The 20,383-nt window shown below is 64.7% G+C and carries 18 protein-coding genes; 2 read left to right on the forward strand and 16 right to left on the reverse strand.

The features are described 5' to 3' along the window. The first annotated feature begins 180 nt into the window (after positions 1–180). Both VN934_00805 and VN934_00810 read left to right on the forward strand, forming a co-directional pair. Positions 181–1,845 carry an ATP-dependent DNA helicase RecQ gene (locus VN934_00805; GenBank protein HXM17331.1) on the forward strand — a complete coding sequence of 555 codons (1,665 nt, stop codon included), beginning with the start codon at positions 181–183 and terminating at the stop codon, positions 1,843–1,845. Then, a complete protein-coding gene (locus tag VN934_00810; GenBank protein ID HXM17332.1) occupies positions 1,845–3,608 on the forward strand; it encodes a hypothetical protein in 1,764 nt (587 codons plus the stop codon). The genes VN934_00805 and VN934_00810 overlap by 1 nt, the downstream gene beginning before the upstream one ends. Positions 3,609–3,813: 205 nt before the next feature. Here the strand turns inward: VN934_00810 and VN934_00815 are convergent, their stop codons facing one another. The 16 genes from VN934_00815 to lpxD form a co-directional block, all read right to left on the reverse strand. After that, the gene (locus VN934_00815; GenBank protein HXM17333.1) at positions 3,814–4,851 is read right to left on the reverse strand and encodes a glycosyltransferase family 1 protein; all 1,038 of its coding nucleotides are present in this window, start codon (positions 4,849–4,851) and stop codon (positions 3,814–3,816) included. After that, positions 4,848–5,639 carry a hypothetical protein gene (locus VN934_00820; GenBank protein HXM17334.1) on the reverse strand — a complete coding sequence of 264 codons (792 nt, stop codon included), beginning with the start codon at positions 5,637–5,639 and terminating at the stop codon, positions 4,848–4,850. The genes VN934_00815 and VN934_00820 overlap by 4 nt, the downstream gene beginning before the upstream one ends. Positions 5,640–5,706: 67 nt before the next feature. Beyond that, on the reverse strand, positions 5,707–8,328 hold the full coding sequence (locus VN934_00825) for an S-layer homology domain-containing protein (GenBank protein ID HXM17335.1): 2,622 nt from the start codon (positions 8,326–8,328) through the stop codon (positions 5,707–5,709). 279 nt (positions 8,329–8,607) lie between these two features. Continuing rightward, complete coding sequence (locus VN934_00830) at positions 8,608–9,012, reverse strand: hypothetical protein (GenBank protein ID HXM17336.1); 405 nt, start codon at positions 9,010–9,012, stop codon at positions 8,608–8,610. Beyond that, positions 9,009–9,938 carry a DUF3084 domain-containing protein gene (locus VN934_00835; GenBank protein ID HXM17337.1) on the reverse strand — a complete coding sequence of 310 codons (930 nt, stop codon included), beginning with the start codon at positions 9,936–9,938 and terminating at the stop codon, positions 9,009–9,011. The genes VN934_00830 and VN934_00835 overlap by 4 nt, the downstream gene beginning before the upstream one ends. Before the next feature lies 1 nt (position 9,939). Then, a complete protein-coding gene (locus tag VN934_00840) occupies positions 9,940–11,025 on the reverse strand; it encodes an LptF/LptG family permease (protein HXM17338.1) in 1,086 nt (361 codons plus the stop codon). Next, complete coding sequence (gene lptB / locus VN934_00845) at positions 11,022–11,774, reverse strand: LPS export ABC transporter ATP-binding protein (GenBank protein HXM17339.1); 753 nt, start codon at positions 11,772–11,774, stop codon at positions 11,022–11,024. Before lptB ends, VN934_00840 begins: the two co-directional genes overlap by 4 nt. Before the next feature lie 10 nt (positions 11,775–11,784). After that, positions 11,785–13,635 (reverse strand): LPS export ABC transporter periplasmic protein LptC, encoded by a 1,851-nt coding sequence (gene lptC, locus VN934_00850; GenBank protein HXM17340.1) that lies wholly within the window; start codon positions 13,633–13,635, stop codon positions 11,785–11,787. After that, on the reverse strand, positions 13,635–14,828 hold the full coding sequence (locus VN934_00855) for a lipid-A-disaccharide synthase-related protein (GenBank protein ID HXM17341.1): 1,194 nt from the start codon (positions 14,826–14,828) through the stop codon (positions 13,635–13,637). The genes lptC and VN934_00855 overlap by 1 nt, the downstream gene beginning before the upstream one ends. Further along, a complete protein-coding gene (locus tag VN934_00860) occupies positions 14,825–15,556 on the reverse strand; it encodes a hypothetical protein (protein ID HXM17342.1) in 732 nt (243 codons plus the stop codon). The genes VN934_00855 and VN934_00860 overlap by 4 nt, the downstream gene beginning before the upstream one ends. Next, a complete protein-coding gene (locus VN934_00865; protein HXM17343.1) occupies positions 15,553–16,695 on the reverse strand; it encodes a hypothetical protein in 1,143 nt (380 codons plus the stop codon). Before VN934_00865 ends, VN934_00860 begins: the two co-directional genes overlap by 4 nt. Before the next feature lies 1 nt (position 16,696). Further along, on the reverse strand, positions 16,697–17,569 hold the full coding sequence (gene lpxA, locus VN934_00870; protein ID HXM17344.1) for an acyl-ACP--UDP-N-acetylglucosamine O-acyltransferase: 873 nt from the start codon (positions 17,567–17,569) through the stop codon (positions 16,697–16,699). Next, a complete protein-coding gene (gene fabZ, locus VN934_00875) occupies positions 17,569–18,042 on the reverse strand; it encodes a 3-hydroxyacyl-ACP dehydratase FabZ (GenBank protein HXM17345.1) in 474 nt (157 codons plus the stop codon). The genes lpxA and fabZ overlap by 1 nt, the downstream gene beginning before the upstream one ends. A gap of 170 nt (positions 18,043–18,212) precedes the next feature. Next, positions 18,213–18,473 carry a hypothetical protein gene (locus VN934_00880; protein HXM17346.1) on the reverse strand — a complete coding sequence of 87 codons (261 nt, stop codon included), beginning with the start codon at positions 18,471–18,473 and terminating at the stop codon, positions 18,213–18,215. Positions 18,474–18,494: 21 nt separating this feature from the next. Beyond that, positions 18,495–19,328: a UDP-3-O-acyl-N-acetylglucosamine deacetylase gene (lpxC, locus tag VN934_00885; GenBank protein ID HXM17347.1), complete on the reverse strand. Its 834-nt coding sequence runs from the start codon at positions 19,326–19,328 to the stop codon at positions 18,495–18,497. Positions 19,329–19,339: 11 nt separating this feature from the next. Then, entirely contained in the window at positions 19,340–20,377 is a 1,038-nt protein-coding gene (gene lpxD, locus VN934_00890) for a UDP-3-O-(3-hydroxymyristoyl)glucosamine N-acyltransferase (protein HXM17348.1), read from the reverse strand. Positions 20,378–20,383: the final 6 nt, after the last annotated feature.

Raw genomic sequence — 20,383 nt, forward strand, 5'->3', positions numbered from 1 at the left:
AGTCAAGCGGAAACAAAACGTTTAGCCGTTAAGTATCTGGGAATAGGAAACGCGTAGGGCTGAAACTACGGCGGACGGTCCCTTATGAGCGAGGCCGTTTTCGTCATCCTACCACTATCAATCAACTATCAATCAACCGAACGTACGCTCGTCCCGTCCCTGAGAAAGGGTCATTTAGGCATGAAGGTCGATGTCGACCTGACCGAAGCGCTCCGCACGCATTTCGGCTACGAACAATTCTATCCGGGCCAAGAAGAGGTCATCCAGCGCATCCTGGGCGGCAAAGATACGCTTGCCATTCTCGCGACCGGAGCCGGCAAGTCCCTGTGTTACCAGCTGCCGGCGCTGCTGCTGCCCGGCACGACCGTGGTCGTGTCGCCCCTGATCGCGCTCATGAAGGACCAGATCGACATGCTGGCCGAGGCCGGCATCTCGAGCACCATCGCGCTCAACAGCACGCTCTCCGACGAGGAAGAGGTTTCGTATCTCGAACGGGTCGCGCGCGGCGGCTTGAAACTCATCTACGTCACGCCCGAGCGCCTCGAGGACGAGAGTTTCGTCGACGTGATCAAGCGTCTGCACATACCGCTTTTCGTCGTGGATGAGGCCCACTGCATCTCGCAGTGGGGGCACGATTTCCGGCCGGCCTACCTCAATCTCGGGCGCGTGATATCGGCGCTGGGACACCCGACCGTGCTCGCGCTCACCGCAACGGCGACGCCGGCGGTCCGCGAAGATATCGTCACCCAGCTCGGCATACCGCTCACCAAGCCGATCGTGCGCGGATTCGACCGACCGAACCTCGTCTATGAAGTGGCGCGCACCGCCAGCGAGGCCGAGAAATTGCGCGCTCTGCGCGGCAAGTTCGGCGACTCGCTCAAGAATGCGCTGGGCATCATCTACACGGCCACCATCAAGAACACCTATGCCGTGTCGGAGTACTGCCGCGACGAGCTGGGCATCGACGCGGAAGTGTACCACAGCAAGCTGCAAAAAGCCGAGCGGGAACGCATCCACGACCGCTTCATGAGCGAAAACGTGAAGATCGTCGTGGCCACCAACGCATTCGGCCTCGGCATCGACAAGCCGAACATCCGCTTCGTCATCCATTACGATCTTCCGGGCAGCGTCGAGGCGTACACCCAGGAGGCCGGCCGCGCCGGGCGCGACGGCGAGGAATCGCTGTGCATGCTGCTGTACCGCCAAAGCGACACGCGCGTGCAGAACTACTTCCTGACCGGCAAGTACCCGGACGTGGAAGAGGTCCAAAAGGTCTTCGGCACGCTGCAGTACTTCGAATCGCAGGAGAACGGCGTTTCGCTTTCCGACTTGCGCAAGATCTCCCAGCTGCCGCTCACCAAGCTCAAAGTCATCTTGGCGCTGCTCAAGAAGGGCGGCTTCATCGTGAACGTCACCAAGGCGACGTACGGGCTGGCGCCGCTCGTCAAATCCGCCAAGGGGTTGCAGCTCAACCTGGCGAGCTACGAGACGAAGCGTTCCTACGATCAGAGCAAGCTTGCCATGATGCTGCAGTATTGCGAGACGCGCGGCTGCCGGCGCAAGTTCATCTTGAACTACTTCGGCGAGGACTACGACTTGCCGAATTGCGGCGCATGCGATAATTGCCGCGCGAGGCTTGCCAAGGGGATGACGGTCGAGGTGAGCGACGAGCCGTTCGGCGTCTCAGGAGAATTCCGCATCGGCGATGTCGTGCTCCACACCAAGTTCGGTCAAGGAACCGTCGAGCGGTCCGAGTCCGATTTGGTCACCGTGCTCTTCCCGGCGCATGGATATAAGACGCTCCTCGCGACTGCAGTGAGTCGCCAAGAGCAACAAATCGCCTAGTGGCTCGTTCGGGCGCCGGTGTGCTCGCGTTGTGCGCGGCCGTCGCTCTCAGCGCGGCAGCGGCCGTGATAGGCGGCATGCCGGACTTTCGTCCGGCCCTAGCATCGCCGCCGCAGTATCTCGCCGACCCCTCGCCGCTGCCGACGCTTTCCGCAACACCGTCCCCGGCGATCGTGCCATCGCTGGCGCCGCCACAACCCATCTACCCGCCCAGCCCGTGTCCATCCGAGGGCTGCCCATCGCCGTCGCCGTGTCCTTCGGGCTGCAGCCCCGCGCCTGAAGCATCGCCCGCGGTGCCGCCGTCGCCGGTCCCGGTGCAAGTGAACCCGGACTCGCTTCTCATCCTGCTCGGGCACAGCCAGACTGCGCGGCTGCTCTCTCCGCCGAGCGGGCTCGTCACGTTCTCGGGCTACGACGATGCCATCGTGCGCCCGGTCTTCAATCCGCTCAATCGAAGCGTTGAGGTCTTCGGCCTCCACACCGGTGCTACGAAAATCGTCGTCACCGACATGTACGGCCTCAACGCCACGCTGTCGGCAAAGGTGGAGGTTTCCGCAGGCAAGGCCTACGATTGGACCTCGATCAGCATCACCGGTCATCCGGCGACGGCGGACTTCGTCGCGGAGATGGCGGCCTCGGCGGCCAGGCGTGTCGCGTATCCGCTCGCGGGAGCGGTCGTGTCGGCCGACCCGAGCGGCGTGCAGGACGCACTCGAGCTCCAGCCAGACCAGACCTCGATCGTGCGTGTGCCGCTGGAGATCACCGGCTTCGGCTACTTCAACTTCAGCACGACCGTGCGCGTGCGAGTCACCAATCTCGCGCAGCCGCGCGTGGCGCCCAAATACATGCTGGTGTCGGATTTTCCGGAGACCATCACTGAGGACGGCACGCTCTTCTACGGCCAAGTGAACTTCGGGGAACCGGCTCGGCTCCTCTATTACCATTACGCGCCGCCCGGTGCGCCGAAGCGCCGCATCCTCGTGAAAGTCCAGAACAACGGTACCGATTCCGTGCTGCTCGATCTCACCACGGGCCTCGCGGGCCCGTACACCGATATCCTCGGCGTGGGCCACGAGTGCACGCGGCGCTATCTCGTGCACGACGCCCTCGGTGAGGGCGAGATCTATGAAGTGCCCCCGCAAGCGACCATCAACGTCGTGGATCAGCCGCTTCCGGCCGACAACCTGATAGCCGGGTTGATGCAGATGCGCGTGATCTCGGGCAACGGCGTGCGCATCGCGGTCGTCGTCCAAGCCGCAGACGCGTCGCCGGTGGACCCGATATCTGAGACGCTTCTTTCGAGCGCCGTGAAGCATTCGCGCGGCATCTATCAGGTGCCGGAGTTCTTCTACGACGAGGCCTACACGGTGGGCGACCAACCGACGTACCTGGAGATCGGCAAGCTGCCTCTTCCCAACTTGGTGCAGGGCGAGGTGCTTGGCGGCGATTACGGCGTCAAGCAAAGCGCAGACGTCAGTTTGTTGAATCCGACCGGCCAAGCGGCCGACGTCGGGCTATGGTTCGAGCCGCGCGGCGGGCGAGCCACCGGCACGCTGCTCGTGGATGATGCCGTGGTCCAACTCCATCCCGTTGAAGCTCGGAAAATGGCGCTGGTGCGGCGCTTTAACGTGCCTGCGCACGGCTACCGGCACGTCTCGATCGTGACGATGCCCGAGGGCGGTTCGAGCTACCCCGTCAACCTGCTGTTCGCCTCAGACCCGCCGCCCGGCGCGGGCTGGAACATCTCGCCCGCGGTGCACTGACCCTAAAGACTATTTACAGTTCGGGTGCCCGCACTCGCATTTATGCGGTTCCGCGTGCTCGGCGTGTTTCGCGCAGTGCCCGCTGCAGAAACGACTCGATGTGACCTGGCACGTGCAATGAGCGTGCTCGCATTTCTTTTCGTCTGCCATGAGTCATCCTCTCTCTTAGTAGAGCGCGACTTGGTGTGGCACTTCTCAGATGATCTTACACCAACCTCCGATACACCTCGACCATGCTGCCGGCGACCGCCGGCCACGTGAACGTGCGTGCGCGCTCGATGCCGCGCTCGATGAGCGCGCTCGGTCCGCTCAACGCGCCGTGCAACGCCCCGGCAAACGCGCTAGCATCGCCCGGGGGCGCGAACAGGGCGCAATCGCCAAGCACTTCTTCCAGCACCGGAATGCGTGCGGCGACCACCGGTACTCCAGCCGCGAGCGCCTGCAGCGGCGGCAGTCCGAACCCCTCGTAGCGCGACGGGAAGACGAAAGCCGCCGCGCCGGCATAGAGCGACAACAGCTCCGCGTCGTCGACGAAGCCTTTCAGCTCGACTCTTGCCTCAACGCCCAGCGATTCGATCTCGCGCATGACCTCGCGCGCGTAGGGCGTGAGGTGCCCAGCCGAGATCAGGCGCACGTCCGGCATCTGCGCGACCGCGCGCACGGCCGTGATCAGATCTTTGCGTTCTTCAACCGTGCCGACGCTGAGGATGTAGGGGTCCGGGGCTAAAGCCCCGGCACTACGTTGGTTTTTCAAGTCGAAGAAGCTGGGGTCGACGCCGGCGCCGCACACGCTGATCCGTGCGGGGTCGATCCGTAATCCCTCGGCGATGTCCCAGCGCGCGGCTTCGGTGTCCGCGACGATCGCGTCGGCGCGGCGCGCCAGTCGAGGCTGCACGTCTCCGAAGTACCAGCGCACGTAGGGCCTGCCGCGGTTCGCTCCGCGCAGCCACACCAGATCGTGCAGCGTAAGCACGACCGGGTGCGGCGTGCGCCACGGGAGCGTGCCGCCGGTGCAGTGCACCACGTCGGCACGCGCTGCGCGCAGCAGGCGCGGCGCGCGCAGTTGATCCCAATAGAGCCTACGGTCGAAGCGCCACACATCAAATGAGGGATCCGCGATCTCGACCACGTCCACATCGTCGCGCTTCTTCAACGCCTCGCAAAGCCGGCGCGCATAGACGCCGAGTCCGGTCGCGGGGCCGTACGCGTATTGCGTCTCGAGAGCGACGCGGAGACGCTTCACCTGGGGCGCGGCCAAGCCGATTCGCCGGCCCCGAGCCGCGCCAACGCTTGTTCCGCGTCGGACTGATGGGGATGCAGGGCCAGCACGCGGCGAAACGCCGAACGAGCTTCGCGCTTGTCGCCCCACTGCATCTGCGAGAAGCCGTACGAAAGAAGGTAGCCCTCGTTGAAGGGAGCGACTGCGCCGGCTTTTCCGAAGGACAGGATCGCGTCGCGGCGATAGGCCGCCGCCGCGCGCAGGCGCTTCTGTTGCTCCGCCTTCTTTGCCGCGTCGACGTCGAGCTTGCCGATCGTGCTGTACGCGGCGCCCAGGTCCGCTCGCTCGAGCAGGCTGCCTTCAAGCCGAGCCGCCAGCGCCCGCTCCAGACGGATGGCTTCGTCAAAGCGGCCGCGCGCCGCGATTTGGGTGACGGCCGCGGCAAGCCGGCCGGCCGCGCGCGCATCGAGGTAATCCGCAACCGCGGCGTCGGCGTTGCCGAGCCTGCTCTCTGCGTCGCCGCTCTCCGCGATGCATGGCGCGCCGCATCCCGCTGCCTGAAAGTCGCTCAGCGCGCCGGCTGGGTCCGCGTCGAGGCGCGCGCGGCCGCGATCTTCCAACAGCAGACGCGACGTCGAGAATCGCAGTCCACGCTCGAACCACGCCTGCGCGCCTTGCGGATCGCCGCGCGCGAGCGCGACGTTGCCCATGTCATCGCACCACCACGATGCCAGTGGACGCCATGAGAGGGCGAGGATGGCGACGACGGCGAGCACGAGCGCGAGGCGCTGCATCGCGGTGAGCTTGGGCATGCGCAAAAGATTCGGGGGTCGGGCTATGCCCGACCCCCTTTACCTTGTCCGAGCTTCGATCGGAACGCTAGAACTTGACCGTGAAGTACAGGTTCTGGCGGTTCTGCGTCCAGTTGTACGACGGCAACACGTCATCTTTATACTCGTAGCGAGTGAAGAACGTGTTGATCGACGAGTTCGTGTTCGGGATGTTGTAGAGCACGCCGACGCTCAGCGCGGTCTTCTTCTCGCTGATGTTCTGCGACAGCGTGCTGGAGAGAGCGTCGCCGCCGTAGCGCTGATCGACGTAGGATGCGTTGGCGGTCAGCGCGGCCGTGATCGGCAGCGCGACTGAACCCGAGCCCACCAAGTGCCTGAGGTTCACGTGGTTCGGGTAGAAGAACACGACCGAACCGGTGCCGGTCAGCTCTGCGCTGCCAAGCGGATTGAACGCGGCAAGCCCGAGCAGCGGATCCGCTGCATAGACGAACTTGGTGCTGTCCGGCCGCTGCAAGCGCTCGAACAGGGCGTCGAAGTTCACCGTCGCCTTGCGATCGAAGACCGGGAGGTCGACCGTGAAGCCGCCCGTGAGTGCGTCGTACCGCTCCGCCACCGTCGACACGAACGCCGGGCCGAGGATGGCCGTGGTCAGCGAGTTCGGCCGAATCTCACGAAGCGACTGGCCGCTGAGGCGCAGCTTCGCGCCGAGCGTGCCGACCTTTAGCGGGAAGTTCAGCTGCGCCGAGGCGCCGCGCGTGTTCGGCGCGTACGTGCTGTACCAGTACGGCCCCTGCGCCTTGAACTGGCTGAACAACGGAAACGCGAACGTGCCGTTCGGGAACGAGCCGTTGGCTGCCAGCGTGCCGGGATTGCCGCCGGCGATGGCAGCGGCGTCAACCTGACTGTTCAGGATGAAGTTGTTGCCGATGCCGAACGGGCCTGGCAGCTGCGGGTAGTTGTAGAAGGCGAACAGCGCCGGCGCCTGGCCGGACCACATGAACTGCGCGCCGTCGATCCAGAACGGCCCGACGCTCTGGTAGGTGAAGGTCTGGTCGCCGCCCAGCAACTTGAAGCGTATCCCGATCACGCCGGCGCTATCGCTGGCCGCCGGGATGCGCTGGAAGTCGCGCGTGTACTTGCTCTGCGATATCTCGCCGAACAGCACCGGTGTTTGGACCGGACCCCACGCGTAGGCCAGCGGCAGCGTGAAGTCCATGCCGAAGACGGTGTCGCTCACGATCTGGTTCGGGATCGAGGCCGTCTGGAAGAACACCGTGTTGCCGGCGGCTGCCGAATCGCCGCGCAGGTCGAAGATGCGATTGAACGACAGCCCGATCGTTCCGGACGGGATGCCCGGAACGCGCCACACAGCGCGGCCGCCCACGTCATAGCGTTTCGGGAACGTATTGGCGGACACCGAGAAGCCCTGATACGTGATCGCGACGGTCGAGCCGGCGGGCAGCACCGAGCCGAAGACGACTTGGTTGGCCGTCTGCACGTATGTGAACGACGGCTCGCCTGCCTGGTTCGCAGCGGTGAAGAAGCAACCCGACACGCAGCCAGGACCCAAGAAGTACGAGATGAAGATCGTGCCCGGCTGCGCGTTCGACGTGAGACTCACCGACGCCAGCGGCGATGTCCCGGCGTTGAACGTGTCGGTCGTCGGCGCCGAGCCGTAGCTGTTGGAGGTCTGCTGGAAGTAATACGGGCCGAGGAAGATGTTCGACGTGATGCCCGTGTTCGGTCCGAAGGGTCCCGAGTTGACGCCGACCGGATCGAGGCGATAACCATAGACTTGCACATCGAGATAATTGAACAAGGTCCCCGTCACGTCCACGCCCTGCGGGAACGGCCGGTACGGGTCGGTGTATGCGATGTGGAAGTTGTCCGGCGGGCTGAAGGTGAGGCCGGTCAGCGAGCCTTTCAGGTTCTCGAGCTGGCCGATGCGGATATCCAGACCTTTGACGCCGTTGAAGTTCGGCACGCTGACGTCGATTGTCGGGTTGATGCCGATGCCGGTCTGCTGTTGGCGATAGCCGCCGTAGTTGTAATCGAGGATCTTGACGGGCATCGAAACGACGACGTTGGGCGTGACCGCATACGACGCGGTGAACTCCCACTGCGAGCGCGGCAGGATCACGTCGGGACCGAGTCTGCCGTAGTACGGATCGTTGCTCGCATCGGTCTCGATGAACGAGTCGGTGAAATTCTGGACCGCATCGGCGCGGGCGAACGCACCGGCCACGGTGATCGGGTTCACCGGCTGGTTGCGCTGTGAATACGCGGAATACAACGTGCCGTGAATCGCGAAGCGCTGCGCGAACTGCGTGGCCTTGTCGAGCGCGCTGATCTTGTCTTCGAGCGCGGTGACGCGGACGCCCATGCCGTCGAGCTCATCTTTGTACGCGTCCATGAGCTTGGAGAGTTTGTCGAGATCGGCTCTGCTTGCTCCGCCTTCTGCTTGGATCTTGGCGATGGCGCGAGCGATGATGACGGCCATCTCGTTGCGCGTCATCGATCGATTGCCCAAGAACTTCCCATTGGGATAGCCGGCAATGATGCCGTCGGCAGCAAGCGTTTGAATCGCGTCGGCCGCCCAGTGGCTGGCCGGCACGTCCGAAAACGGCGTTGCTGACGCGGGTAGCGGCCGCGCCGCCACAATTGCGACCAATGCGATCGCGCATACCGCGAGGTAGGCGAATCTGTTCAAAGTGGTCCTCCTCAAGCGTAGAGGCACAAGTCTTCGGGGGCCGTCTCGAACGTCACGCATGCAGAATCTTCGTTCCCTGCTGTGCGATGAGCCGCCGACGGCACAAATACCCGTCGCTGGTTCGCCCTGTTTCGCCGGCTCAAAACCGACCATGAAGGCGGACCAAACGCCGGTAACCTGCACGCCTCAGTTATGCGCCAAAAATGCCCTTTCCTCCCCTTGCTTGATATGCCCAACTGGCTTAGCGGTTCCCGATGGGTGGGACCGTTTTAAGACCCCTTAACGCGACGCAAGAAAGCGCTCAACGATGAGCAATGCGGCGTAGCCGTCGAGCGGCTCTTTTGGCACCAAGAGACCGCGGGGTACAAGGCGCAAGAGCCCGCGGGGGGGATGATCTTGGTAGTAGCGCTGGCGCGCTTGAAGGGTGGTATTGCGCTCGTCCACCAACGCGACCGGAATCGCCGGCCAGCGCGACCTGCACAACTCCAGCATGGACTTCGAGGTCGTCGCATCGCCGACGCAAATCCCCGCGATGTCGCCCATTCGGACGTCGGATTCGATCCGTCCGGCGATGGATCCCGTCGGTACCACCTCAAGCGCAGTGCGTTCGCCGTCTTCGAAAACCGTCGCATAGCCGCACTTGGAATGGCCCGGATCGATGCCGACGAAGCGCTTGCGGGTCAATGCACGGACGGCAGCCTGCTCGGCTCCACCACGATCTCCGTCGTCAACGGTCCGTGCGCGTACGTGTCGTTCGCCGCGACCGCTTGCACGACCGTCCGTCCTTTGATGGACGACAGTTCGCGCGCGACCCTGTCGACCGCGTCGGGCGTGATGGTCGGATTGGCGATCGAGTCGGGCATGCCGTGCTGGATCGCGTTGCTTCGGATCGACGCCGCCAGCTGGTTCAGCGCGACGGTCTCGAGCTGGCGGTTCGCCGTGTTGACCAAATCGATGTGCGCGATGATCTCGCCTTTGCGATAGAGCAGACGATCCTCGTAGACGCGGAACGAGATCTTCATAGCGCCGTGCCTGAAGATGTTCTCGCCGGCGACCGGCACGATGATCGCGGCGGTCGGCGCAAAACCCTTGACCGTTTTCGCAAGGGCGACCAGATTGGCGCGCGCCGCGGGCGTCAACGTTTTCGGATACGGGCGCACGTCGGGGATATTGCTGTAGTAGCCGGCGACGCCGAGGAAGAGCTGCTCGAGGCCGCGCTCGATGACGGGCTCGGGGTCGGTCGATGCGATGACCACCGGCGAGAAGATCGGCTCGCCGTTGCGGAACACGACCGGCTCTTGCAGCAGTTGATCGCGCTCCGCGCTGAGCGTTTTGATCTGATCGTTCAGCGTATTGATCGAGAACAGGGCTTGGCGAGCCTCCTGGTTGACCAGCGACACGAACACGATGACCGCCAGCGCGATGAACATGCCGAAGCCGACGGCGAAAATCGTGCTCGTGTAGCGTGGGCGCAGTCCGAACAGGGTCATGCGCCTGCGCCCGACGTTGTGGCCCACGCGGTCGCCCACGAATGCGATCGCCCCGGCGATGATCACGATCACCAGCACCGTGATGCCGCTGCGCACGTCGATGGCCATCAGCGCGTACATCTCACACCTTGGCGGCCAGCTGCAGCAGCCAGACGCCGGTCGCGCAGAACATGACGTTCGGCAGCCATGCCATGGTGAAGCTGAGTTCAGGGGTGGTGCGCCCGATCGCCAGACAAATCGTGGTCACGACGTAGAACGCGAACACGATCGCGATGCTTATGCCGAAACCGGCGCCGGATGACGAGCGCTGGCGCCGGATGCCCAGCGGGATGGCGAGCAGCGTGAACACCAGACTCGCAAAAGGCCGAGCCAGCTTGCTGTCGTAGGTGACGAGTAAGAGCGCATAGCGCGAGATGTCGCCGTTCTTCTTGGCGTTGTTCATGAGCGGGCGTATCTGCGCCCGGGAGAGATCCTCGGGTTGCTTGCGCAATTCGAGCAGCTGGGTTGGATCGGCGCCGATGTCGACGTCCAGCAGCGGGTACTTGCTGACCAGGCAGCACGTCGGAGACATGGCGTAGGCGACGGCGTTTTGGAATTCCCACGAAGAGTTGCGGTAGCTCGCCCGCGGCGCGACCAACAGCGAGGTCAGCGCTTCTCCGCGATACAACTGCACCGAGACCTGCACGAGCTGCTGCGTGGCCGGGTCGTAGCCCTCCGCGTACGTCACCTGAGAGTCTTGGTTCGGCAGCACCGTCCTGACTACTTCATTCTGCAAGATGTCCACGCCGCCGGACTGAATCTCGCGTTTGAGGATTTCGGTTGCGCGCTGCGTGGCTTCAGGCACGACGAATTCTTGGAACAAGAGCGCGACGATCGACGCGGTCAGGCCGATCGCGACGACCGGCGCGGCGATGCGATAGAGGCTGACACCGCCGGCGCGCATGGCCGTGATCTCGGAGTCGGCGGACAGGCGGCTCATGGCGAGCAGCACGGACAGCAACATCGACATCGGGAACGTCAACACGAGCGTCTGCGGCAGGGTGTATACGAAGTATTTGGCGGCGGCGAAGAGGCTGGCGTGCTCTTCCGACACCAGCCGCGCGATGTTGAGCAGCTGGCCCGCTACGAAGATCAGCGTGAAGGCAGCGAGTCCGAAGAGAAAGGAACCGCCGAGCTCCGTGACCATGTAGCGGTCGAGGATCTTCACAGACGGAAGCTCTCTCCCAGGTAAAAGCGCCGCGCCACCGGCGATTCGGCGACCTCTTGCGCCGTGCCCGACACTTCGATCCGCCCATTGTTGAGGATATAGGCGCGGTCGACGATCGCGAGCGTTTCGCGCACTGCGTGGTCGGTGATGAGAATGCCGAGACCCTTGGCCTTGAGCAGCCGGATGATCTCTTGGATGTCCGCGACGGCGATCGGGTCGATGCCCGTGAACGGCTCGTCCAGCAACAGGAACGCAGGATCGGTGGCGAGAGCCCGCGCGATCTCGACGCGGCGGCGCTCGCCGCCGGAGAGCGTTTCCGCCTTGTCGTGGCTGAGGCGCTGCAAGTCGAACTCGCCGAGCAGTTTAGGCAGCCGTTCGTCTTGCTCGTGCCGCGAGACGCCGCGCTGCTCCCAGATGAGCCGGATGTTGTCTTCGACGTTGAGCCGCCGGAACACCGAGTTCTCCTGGGCGAGATAGCCGAGACCTTCGCGCGCGCGCACGTGCATGGGCTGGTGCGTGATATCGACCGTGCGCCCGTTCTGCCCGACCAACTCGACGACGCCGTCGTTGGGCCGCACGAGTCCGACCACCATATAGAACGTGGTGGTCTTGCCGGCGCCGTTGGGGCCGAGCAACCCGACGACCTCGCCGGTATGGACGCCAAGGCTGATGTGGTCGACGACCGTACGCGCTCCGTAGGTCTTGGTCAGGTTGCGGACGTCGATCTCGGTGGCTATGGTCTTCTGCACGCTATTTCCGTCATTTACCGATGCTCATGGATTGGGATCCATTGCTGCCGAACACGCGAATGGTCTGCAGGTCGAGGTCCGCTTCGGCGCGATTGCCGGAGAACGAGTTGCCTTTTTCGTCGGTCGCCTTCACGTGACCGGTGGCGGTCAGCAAGTGGCTCTTAGCATCGTACGCCATGCGGTCGGCGAGCAAAGCTGCGCCGTTGGTGCCGTAAGCTTCGACACCCCCTGCCAAACCGACATTGCGGGACGATGGATCCACGAACGCTGCCGGGGCGGTTAGTCGTGCCCGCACCGTTCTTCCTTTGAAGAAGAACAGCTTGATGTTGGAAAGCGAGCCCTTGGAGCGGCTGGTGAGATAACCGACACGACTCGCCTGGAGCAGATATATCGTCTGGCCGTGCTGGGTGTCGCTGATCTCGACTTGCTGGTCTCCGCGACTGCGTGCCACGACGTAATACGCCGGCTGCGGCGGTATCACGGTCGCCGTCGGGCTCGGCGGACGCGGCCCGTTGGCGGAGAGCCAACTGCACCCGGCGAGCAGCAGGCCGAGGACTACCGGAGTGGCGAGAGCGAGCGGAGCGAGTTGTGGCTGTGCGACCGGTGCTCGCGCTTGATCCGCGCCGGCTTCTTGCTTTTCGGTCGCTGCTTCGGGCGCGAGCGCCGTCATGAGCCCCAGCATGGGCCACCACAGCAAGAACACGAAGGTCGAAACGACGTCGACCGCGTTTTGCACGGCGGATGCGACGAAGGCCGCCGAGAGTCCATAGAAGAGCAGCACGCGCTCGCGATCGGTCGGTGGTATGCGCTTGCCGGTGGCGCGCGCAGCTCGGATCGCGGCGACGACCGTCCACACGAACGCGGCGAACCCTAAGATGCCGTTTTCCACCAGGACGTTGAGCGGCAGGTCGTGCGCGTGGACCTCATCGACCGCGGCGTCTGGTTCTTTGAGCATCGGGTAGACGCGACTAAACGCGATCGGTCCGACGCCGGTGAGCGCGAAGCGTTCCACCATGCGCAGCGCTCCGCGCCAGACCGCGATGCGCGAAGTGTTCTCACTCGGGTCGTGCTGCACGTCGCGAAACGTCGTCGTGCCGAGGATCAGCGCAAGGGCAGCCGCGCCGATATACAGCAGCATGGCGCGCCGCCCGAAACGCACGATGAGCAGCGGCAAGCCCACGATCGAGCCCAGCCACGCCGCGCGAGAAACGCATAGCGCGAGCCCGATGATGCCGACGACCGCAGCGGAGAGGCCCAAGCGCCGCAGCAGCGGCGTCGCGCCCAGCTGCGCGAGCCCGAGCGGCACAAGGAAGAGCAGATATCCGCCGAACTCGTTGGGTTGCAAGAACGTGCCGGCGGCGCGGCCGTGCTGGTAGGCGAACGCTGCGGGAGGGTGGCGCGTGAGCGTCAGCGCGATCGCGAAAACCGTCGCGATGATTCCCGAAGCGAAATACAAGGCGAGCCAGCGGCGACGCATGTGCTCGTCGGACATCGTCCACCAGAAGATCACGAGCGCGATCAGATCGCCGAACTCGCAGACGATCTCGAACGAGCTCGTGCGCAAAGAAACGCCGGCCACGCCGGCGAGCATGGCGGTCGCTACCATCGCGGCGAGGGGCAGAGCAAGCGGCGGCCGCGCGAGCGCGCGCCAACCGCGCTCCGCGATGAGCCCGCAAACAGAGGTGAGGGCGGCGATCGTCACGATGATCGCCAGAGCCACGGCGTAGGCGCGACCGCCGATCGCCACCCCGCGCGGCAGCACGTCGGCCAGCAGCACGAGCATCGGCATGACCGGCAGCAGGATGCCGCAGGTCAATGGCAGCGCGGCTTGCGCGGCTCTGGCGAGCGACGTCGATTGCATCAGGCGGTGTTCTGCGACGCCTGCGCCAGCACGGCCTTTGCGACTGCGGCTGCGCCGCCGGGCTGCCCCATGCGCTCTTGACCCAGGCGGGCCATCGCGGCTTTGCGGGCCGGGTCGTCCAGCAGCGCCACGACGCTCGCCGCAAATTCGATCTCGTCGCCGCCGACGACGAGCAGGGCGTCGCCAAGCAGACGCTGCTGGCGCATCCGATACCAGCCGATTCTCCCGGGGCGTTCGCCGCTTTCGGCCGATGCGACGACCGGGCGGCCGAGGCCGGCCGCCTGCTCGTTTCCGGTGCCGGCTTGTCCGAGCACGATTTGCGAGGCGCGCAACAAATCGCCGAACGCTCCCGAGACGGCGAGCACTTCAAGATTCTCCGCCTCTCCTCTGGCGATGACGCCGTCGCGCGCACCGGTCGGCGCCATGCTGATCCCCGCGGCCGCGCTGGCTTCGAGCACTGCTTCAATCTCCACGCTCGGCGCGATGGACATGAACGCCTGAACCGCAGCCCCGCGCGTTTTCAACAACCGCGCGATGGCCAGCAGGCGCCGCGTCGCGGTGCCCGCGTTCGCCGCCGCGTCAGCCCGGCTGCCCGGCAGCACGCCCAAGCGAATCGCATCGTCCCTGACCGGGAGCGGCGTCCGGCCGGGCTCAAGCCCGTCCATCATGAGGTTGCCCGCATACTCTGCGCGCACGCCGCGGCTGAGCAGCGCTTGCGCCGTGGCCGCGTCGCGCGCGAAGACGATGTTGGCTCGGCGCGCGATGCCGATCTCGAGCGGCGAATGCGGCGCCACGTGTTGGGACTTGGCCGTCGCCACGAACACGGTCGGACGCCGCGCGAAGAAAAGACACGCTGCCAGACAATAGACATCGCCGACCGCGACCACCACGCTGCGCTTGCGCTGGCGGCCCAGGAATGCATACTGACGCAGCGTCAGGCCGATGAGTCCGGCGCGAACGTCGCGGATCAGGTTTGCGAAATTCCAATAAGCAATGAGCCCCCCGCTCGGCATCGCGGCGAGCGGTCCGACGTTTGTGGTGTGCCAGGCCTGATTCTGGTTCGTATTGCCGACCAGCGGCATGTGTTCGATTTTCGCATCCGGCGCGCTGCGCGCGATCTCACGCGCGAGGTACCCCGCGATGGCAGCCTCGCCAAAACCATTGCTCACGAGCAGGATGTCGGGTGCGCTCATCGCGCGGCGGCTTCCAGCAACGGCACCAACCGGTATGATGCCAGTCGCAAGCGGCCGGCTCCGTCCGGCGCGAGTTCCAAGCGCCCGGCGAAGCGCGCATAAGGACCGGCGTGCGCGATCGGCACGCCGTTCACGACCTCCGGAAGCTCGAGCGTTTCGTGGCTGTGACCGCCGATGATCGCGGACAATGAGGGATAGCGCGAAGCTATCTCCCGATCGGCAGCCAGTCCCAGATGCGAGAGCAAGATAGTGGCGTCGGCCGGCTCCGGCAGCGCGAGCATCTCGTCGAGCGCCGCGTGCGTGCTCAGAAATCGCCAGCCGAATATCGCTTCCCAGCCGCTGCCCGTGCGGTACTGCGGCGCGAGAAGCGCCACGAGACGTATGTCGGTATCACCGGCGCTGAGGCGCAGCGACCGGACGAACGGGGGCGTGCGCCCCCAAAGATCGAGCAGGTTCGAGCAGATCATAGGCATGGGCATCGCCCGCGCGCGCGCCGAGAAGCAGGCGTGCAGATAATGGAACTCCCGGTTGCCGACGGCTTGGGCGCTATACCTCGCGGCAGCGAACTCTTGCATGACCGGCTCGTTCCGGCGGTAGATGGTCGACGATCCGCGCAGGCTGTCGCCGCAATCGACGCGCAGCGCGTCCGGTTCCACGATCTTGGCCAGCCGCTCGCCGAAACCGCGCCGGTCGTGCACGTCGGACGTGTGATAGATGAGGACGCTCACGCAGGCATTTGCTCGAGCATGAATCGGGCGATTCGTCGCAGCGCGTCGGGCGGACCGAGCGCGGCGCGCAGTTCGGCGTAGACGGCCGCTTGTTCGGCTCGCGGACGCGGGTCGTCCAAGTAGCGCTCGGTCAGTTCGTGGAGGCGTTCGGGCGTGAAATCGCCTTGCAGCAGCTCGGGCACCACCGGTCGCCCCAACACGAGGTTCGGCAGCGTGATCGGTCCGTGCACGAATTGCGGCACGCGACGCTGTGCGATGCGATATTGCGCCGCCGAGATCTTATAGAACGCGATTTGTGGGATCGCTCGCAGTGCGACCTCGAGCACCGCGGTGCCCGACGCGACCCACGCCAGATGTGCGCTATCGCGCGAGGTCTCGATCGCATCGCCGCGCACGATGGTTGCAGCGGCCGGGCCGTCCGCGCGCGCCCAGAGCGTTTCGATCTGTTTCGCGCGCGCCCTCGACGAGGCGGCTATCGTGAACGTCGCGCCGCGCTCTGAGGCGAGCTGCTTGGCCGTGCGAGCGATGACGGGCAGGAGCAGGTCGACCTCTTCTTTGCGGCTGCCTGGGTAGGCGATGATGTTCGTGCCGCCGGACGGCGGCTGCAGGCTGCGCGGGGCGATGGCCGACACGAGAGGGTGCCCGAAATACTCCACCGGCAAGGAAAGGCTGCGGTAGAAATCGCGCTGCTGCGGGAACGTCGCGACCGGTGTGGCCGCCGCCGCCACGTCGCGCGCCTGTCGTTCGTTGAACAGCCACGCGCCCGGCGGGAAGTAGTAGATGATCCTGCCGCGATATTGGCCGCGGCGCAAACGCATGATGAGGCGCAGATTGAAAGCGCCGAAGTCGATCGGCACGAGCAACCTCGGCGGCTGCTTCGCGAAGCGCCGGGCCATCCACAGCATGGTGAGATAGAGCACGGGGATCTTGCCGAGCGCGGAGATCGGCCCGATGCTGGCCCATTCGCTTGAATCAGCGAGCAGCGCTGCGCCCGCATCGAGCAGCCGCTGCGCGCCGATCGCCTCGCAGCGCAAATCCGGTCGCAACGCGCGCATCTCGCGCAGCAGCAGGGCGCCTAGCAGATCGCCCGACGCCTCGCCGGCCAGTAGCACGAGGTCGGCCGGAGCGAGGGCCGTCACTTTAGGCCGCGCCCGGGTCTTCCTCCGTGGCGTGTTCGCGCGCGCGGCCGCCGCGCCGGCCGGCGTTGCTCGTGATGCCGCGTTCCGAAGCTGTTTCGAAAAACGTGAGCAGCTCTTTGCCTTCGGACGTGACCATGGATGCGCGCAGCCGTTCGATCACGGTGGACTGGCGATCGTCCCCCATATACAGCAGCCGATACGCTTCCTTGAGCTCGGAGATCGCCTCGGGCGCGATGGCGTTTCGTTTGAGTCCGACGCGGTTGAGCCCGCGCACCGACGCCGGATTGCCCTCGATGAGGAAAAAAGGCGGCACATCTTTCAAGATCTTGCTGCGGCCGCCGAGAAACGACAGGCGACCGATGCGCACGAATTGGTGGACGCCGACCATGCCGCCGAGATTGGCGCCGTCGCCCACGCTGACGTGCCCTGCGAGCTGCGAGAGATTCGACATCACGACGTTGTTGCCGATGCGGCAGTCGTGCGCGATGTGCGCGTAGGCAAGCAAGTGGTTGTCGGAGCCGATGACGGTCTCGGATTCGGGGTCAGTGCCGCGATTGATGGTGACGTATTCTCGGAGGATATTACGATCGCCGATACGGACGTACGATACTTCGCCGCGATGCTTCTTGTCCTGCGACGCGCCGCCGATCACCGAAAAAGGATACACCGTATTGTCGCACCCGATCCTGGTGTGGCCCAGCACGACGACGTTGGCGAGCAGGCGCGTGCCATCACCGATCGTGACGTTCTCGCCGATCAAACAGTACGGGCCGATCTCCGTGCCTCGGCCTAGCTTCGCACTTGGATGCACCACCGCGGTCGGGTGCACGTTCAATGAGTAGACGTTGACCGAAGGCACTCGCGCGGTCCCCATCACATGTGCAGCACGGACGCGTCGAGCTTGAAGAGCCGCGCATCCGTGACGACCGAAAAGGTCAGCTCACCACTGCATACGAGTTGGTCGCCTACGCGCGTTTCGGCGGCGAGGCGTCCATAATTCATCTTCGTCCACAGCAGGTTCACCTCCATGCGGAGCGTGTCGCCGGGAATGACGGGCCGACGGAACTTGAATTTGTCGACGCCGACGAGATACGGCACCGTCGTCGCCGAACTGTTCGGCTCCATAATGACGGTGCCCCCGAGCTGCGCCATCGCCTCGATGATGATCACGCCCGGCATGACCGGGTTGTTCGGGAAGTGCCCGGTGAAGAACGGTTCGTTGAAGGTGACGTTCTTGAAACCGACCGCGCGCTTGAGGTGTTCGAGTTCGGTTATGCGGTCGATGAGGAGCATCGGATAGCGATGCGGTAGGATCTCCATAATGGAGCGGATATCGACATATGCCACGTGCGTAGCCTCCAGAGGCCGGCGCTATGCGCCGGCATGCCTGTCCAATTCGCCGTGAGGTGACCGCGTCCCGTCATTGGAATGTAGCGTTCCGAGCGAAGACTTTAGCGTAGCCACGGACCTTTAGGTCCGTGCCAATCCTCCGCCCTTGCGTCACGGGGTCGCCGCGCCTATTTGGACGTATCGTCGAGTCTGCGAAGGCGACTTTCAGCCCTGGTGACGGCCTCTTGGAAAGCGACTAGCTCAAATGTCCATATCGAGCCGTCCTTCTTGGGCCAGATCTCTAGGTCGAAGACAGCCTCGCCCCGCTCTTCACTAACTATTGCGACAATTTCGTCGTTGAAGTATACTTCGGCAATCAGTTTTTCGAACAACGGATCCGATGCGACGACAATGCGAAAACCAGGAACTCGTTCAACCTGCAAGGTCAAATGCTCGCATGAAGTCGTCGTTTACAATGCGGCGGCGAGGGGGGCGCGCAGCGATTGCGCGGCTGCGACGTGCAGCGCGTGACCTGATTTCAGCGCGATCACCTCGCCGCGCAAACGCGCGCCGATCAGTCCGAAATCTCCGATGAGATCGAGGGCCTTGTGACGCACGATCTCATCCGGGAAACGCAGCGGTCCCGCGTAGCCGTCACGCTCGATGACGACTGCGTTGTCCAGCGCGCCCCCGAGCGCCAGGCCTTGTGCGTGCAGCGCTTCGACTTCGGCGCGGAATCCGAACGTCCGATTCGGCGCGATCTCGCGCAGGAAATAGTCGGGCGTCAGTGGCGGCGTCTGCAAGAACTGTATGCCGACCGGCTCCGGAAACGCGACGAAGAAATTGATGGTGAGGTCGCGCGCGGGTACGATGACCAGCAGCTTATCGCCATCGCGATGCCAGGACGGCGAGCGCACGATCATCTCGCGACGCGGAACTTTCTGCTCGAGCGAGCCCCCGTCGGCGAGCGCTTGCGCGAAGGGCAGCGCGCTGCCGTCGAGTATGGGCACTTCGGGCCCAGCCACGGCGATGATCGCGTTGTCGATCTCCATGCCGACCAGCGCGGCAAGCACGTGTTCGACGGTATGCAGTTCAGCGGTCGCAGAGGCGACCGTCGTGCAGCGCGTGGTCGAGCGGACCACCTCCGGCGTCGCTGCGATTCGCGAGCCGTCGGCGAGGACAAAAGAAATGCCGGCGTTGGCCGGCGCGGGTGATATGGTGACGCGGGATTGAGACCCGGTGTGCAGGCCCACGCCCGACACCGTGAACTCGTTTGCGAGCGTATGCTGGAGGTGTGCGTCCATCCCGTTCGGCTCTAGCGTTGTTTGCGCAACTCGTCCACGAGTGCTGACAGCGCCGCGACCTGTTCGGCGAGCTTAGGCAGTTTTCGAAGCATGACCTTCTGCTGCATCTCTTCACGATACGCGACTGCCGGCGTGCCCCAGTACGTGCCTGCGTTCTTGATCGAACCGACGATGCCTGATTGGCCTCCGAAAATCGCGCCGTCGCAGATCTCGATGTGCCCGTTCACGCCGACCTGTCCGGCCATGGTCACGACTGCGCCGACCTTCGTCGATCCCGCGATGCCGACTTGCGCGCACAGCGTGCCGTCTTCGCCGATCTGAACATTGTGTCCGATCTGCACGAGATTGTCGATTTTGGTCCCGCTGCCCACCACGGTCGATCCAGTCACCGCCCGATCGATGGTCGAGCAAGCGCCGATCTCCACGCGGTCGCCGATGACCACGTTGCCGATCTGCGGGATCTTGATCTGTTCTTTGCCCACGCGCACGAAGCCGAAACCGTCGCTGCCGATCACGCAATTCGAGTGCAGGATGCAGTCGTCACCGATGACGCACGCATCGAGCACGCACGCGCGCGGATGGAGCAGGGTGCGCGCGCCGATGCGCGCGTTCACACCGACATAGGCCCCGGGAAGCAGGATCGCGCCGTCGCCCAGCGTCGCGCCGCTGCGAACGATCGCGCCCGCGCCGATCCAGACTTGCGCGCCGCGCTGCACGTCTGCCTCGATGATCGCCGAGGGATGCGTGAAATCAGCGTGCGGCAGCGGCGGCGCAAAGGATGCCAGGATGGAGGCGAGCGCCGCGCGCACATCCGCTGCGACGATCAACGTCTTGCCGCGCGCGTCGGAGACGGTCACCGCTGCGGGCACGATGACGGCCGACGCTTTTGAAGCAAGCGCTCTGTCGATCCACTTCGCGTCGACCGCGAAGGTCAGCGTGCCTGCGACGGCTTCATCGACGGCGCTGACGCGTTCGACCGGCAGCCCCGCGTCGCCCGACACGGTCGCGCCGGCAAGCGCCGCAAGTTCGCCGACGGTGCGCGCTATCAAGGCGAG

Origin of the sequence: Candidatus Tumulicola sp., assembly GCA_035601835.1 — a bacterium.
GTDB lineage: Bacteria > Vulcanimicrobiota > Vulcanimicrobiia > Eremiobacterales > Eremiobacteraceae > DATNNM01.

Bases quoted from the DNA above. Each gene is read 5' to 3' on its own strand.
- VN934_00855 (HXM17341.1), bottom strand. From the start codon at position 14,828: ATGAGCGCACCCGACATCCTGCTCGTGAGCAATGGTTTTGGCGAGGCT.
- VN934_00835 (HXM17337.1), bottom strand. From the start codon at position 9,938: ATGTACGCGCTGATGGCCATCGACGTGCGCAGCGGCATCACGGTGCTG.
- VN934_00805 (HXM17331.1), top strand. From the start codon at position 181: ATGAAGGTCGATGTCGACCTGACCGAAGCGCTCCGCACGCATTTCGGC.
- VN934_00820 (HXM17334.1), bottom strand. From the start codon at position 5,639: ATGCCCAAGCTCACCGCGATGCAGCGCCTCGCGCTCGTGCTCGCCGTC.
- lpxA (HXM17344.1), bottom strand. From the start codon at position 17,569: ATGGGGACCGCGCGAGTGCCTTCGGTCAACGTCTACTCATTGAACGTG.
- lptC (HXM17340.1), bottom strand. From the start codon at position 13,635: ATGCAATCGACGTCGCTCGCCAGAGCCGCGCAAGCCGCGCTGCCATTG.
- lpxC (HXM17347.1), bottom strand. From the start codon at position 19,328: ATGGACGCACACCTCCAGCATACGCTCGCAAACGAGTTCACGGTGTCG.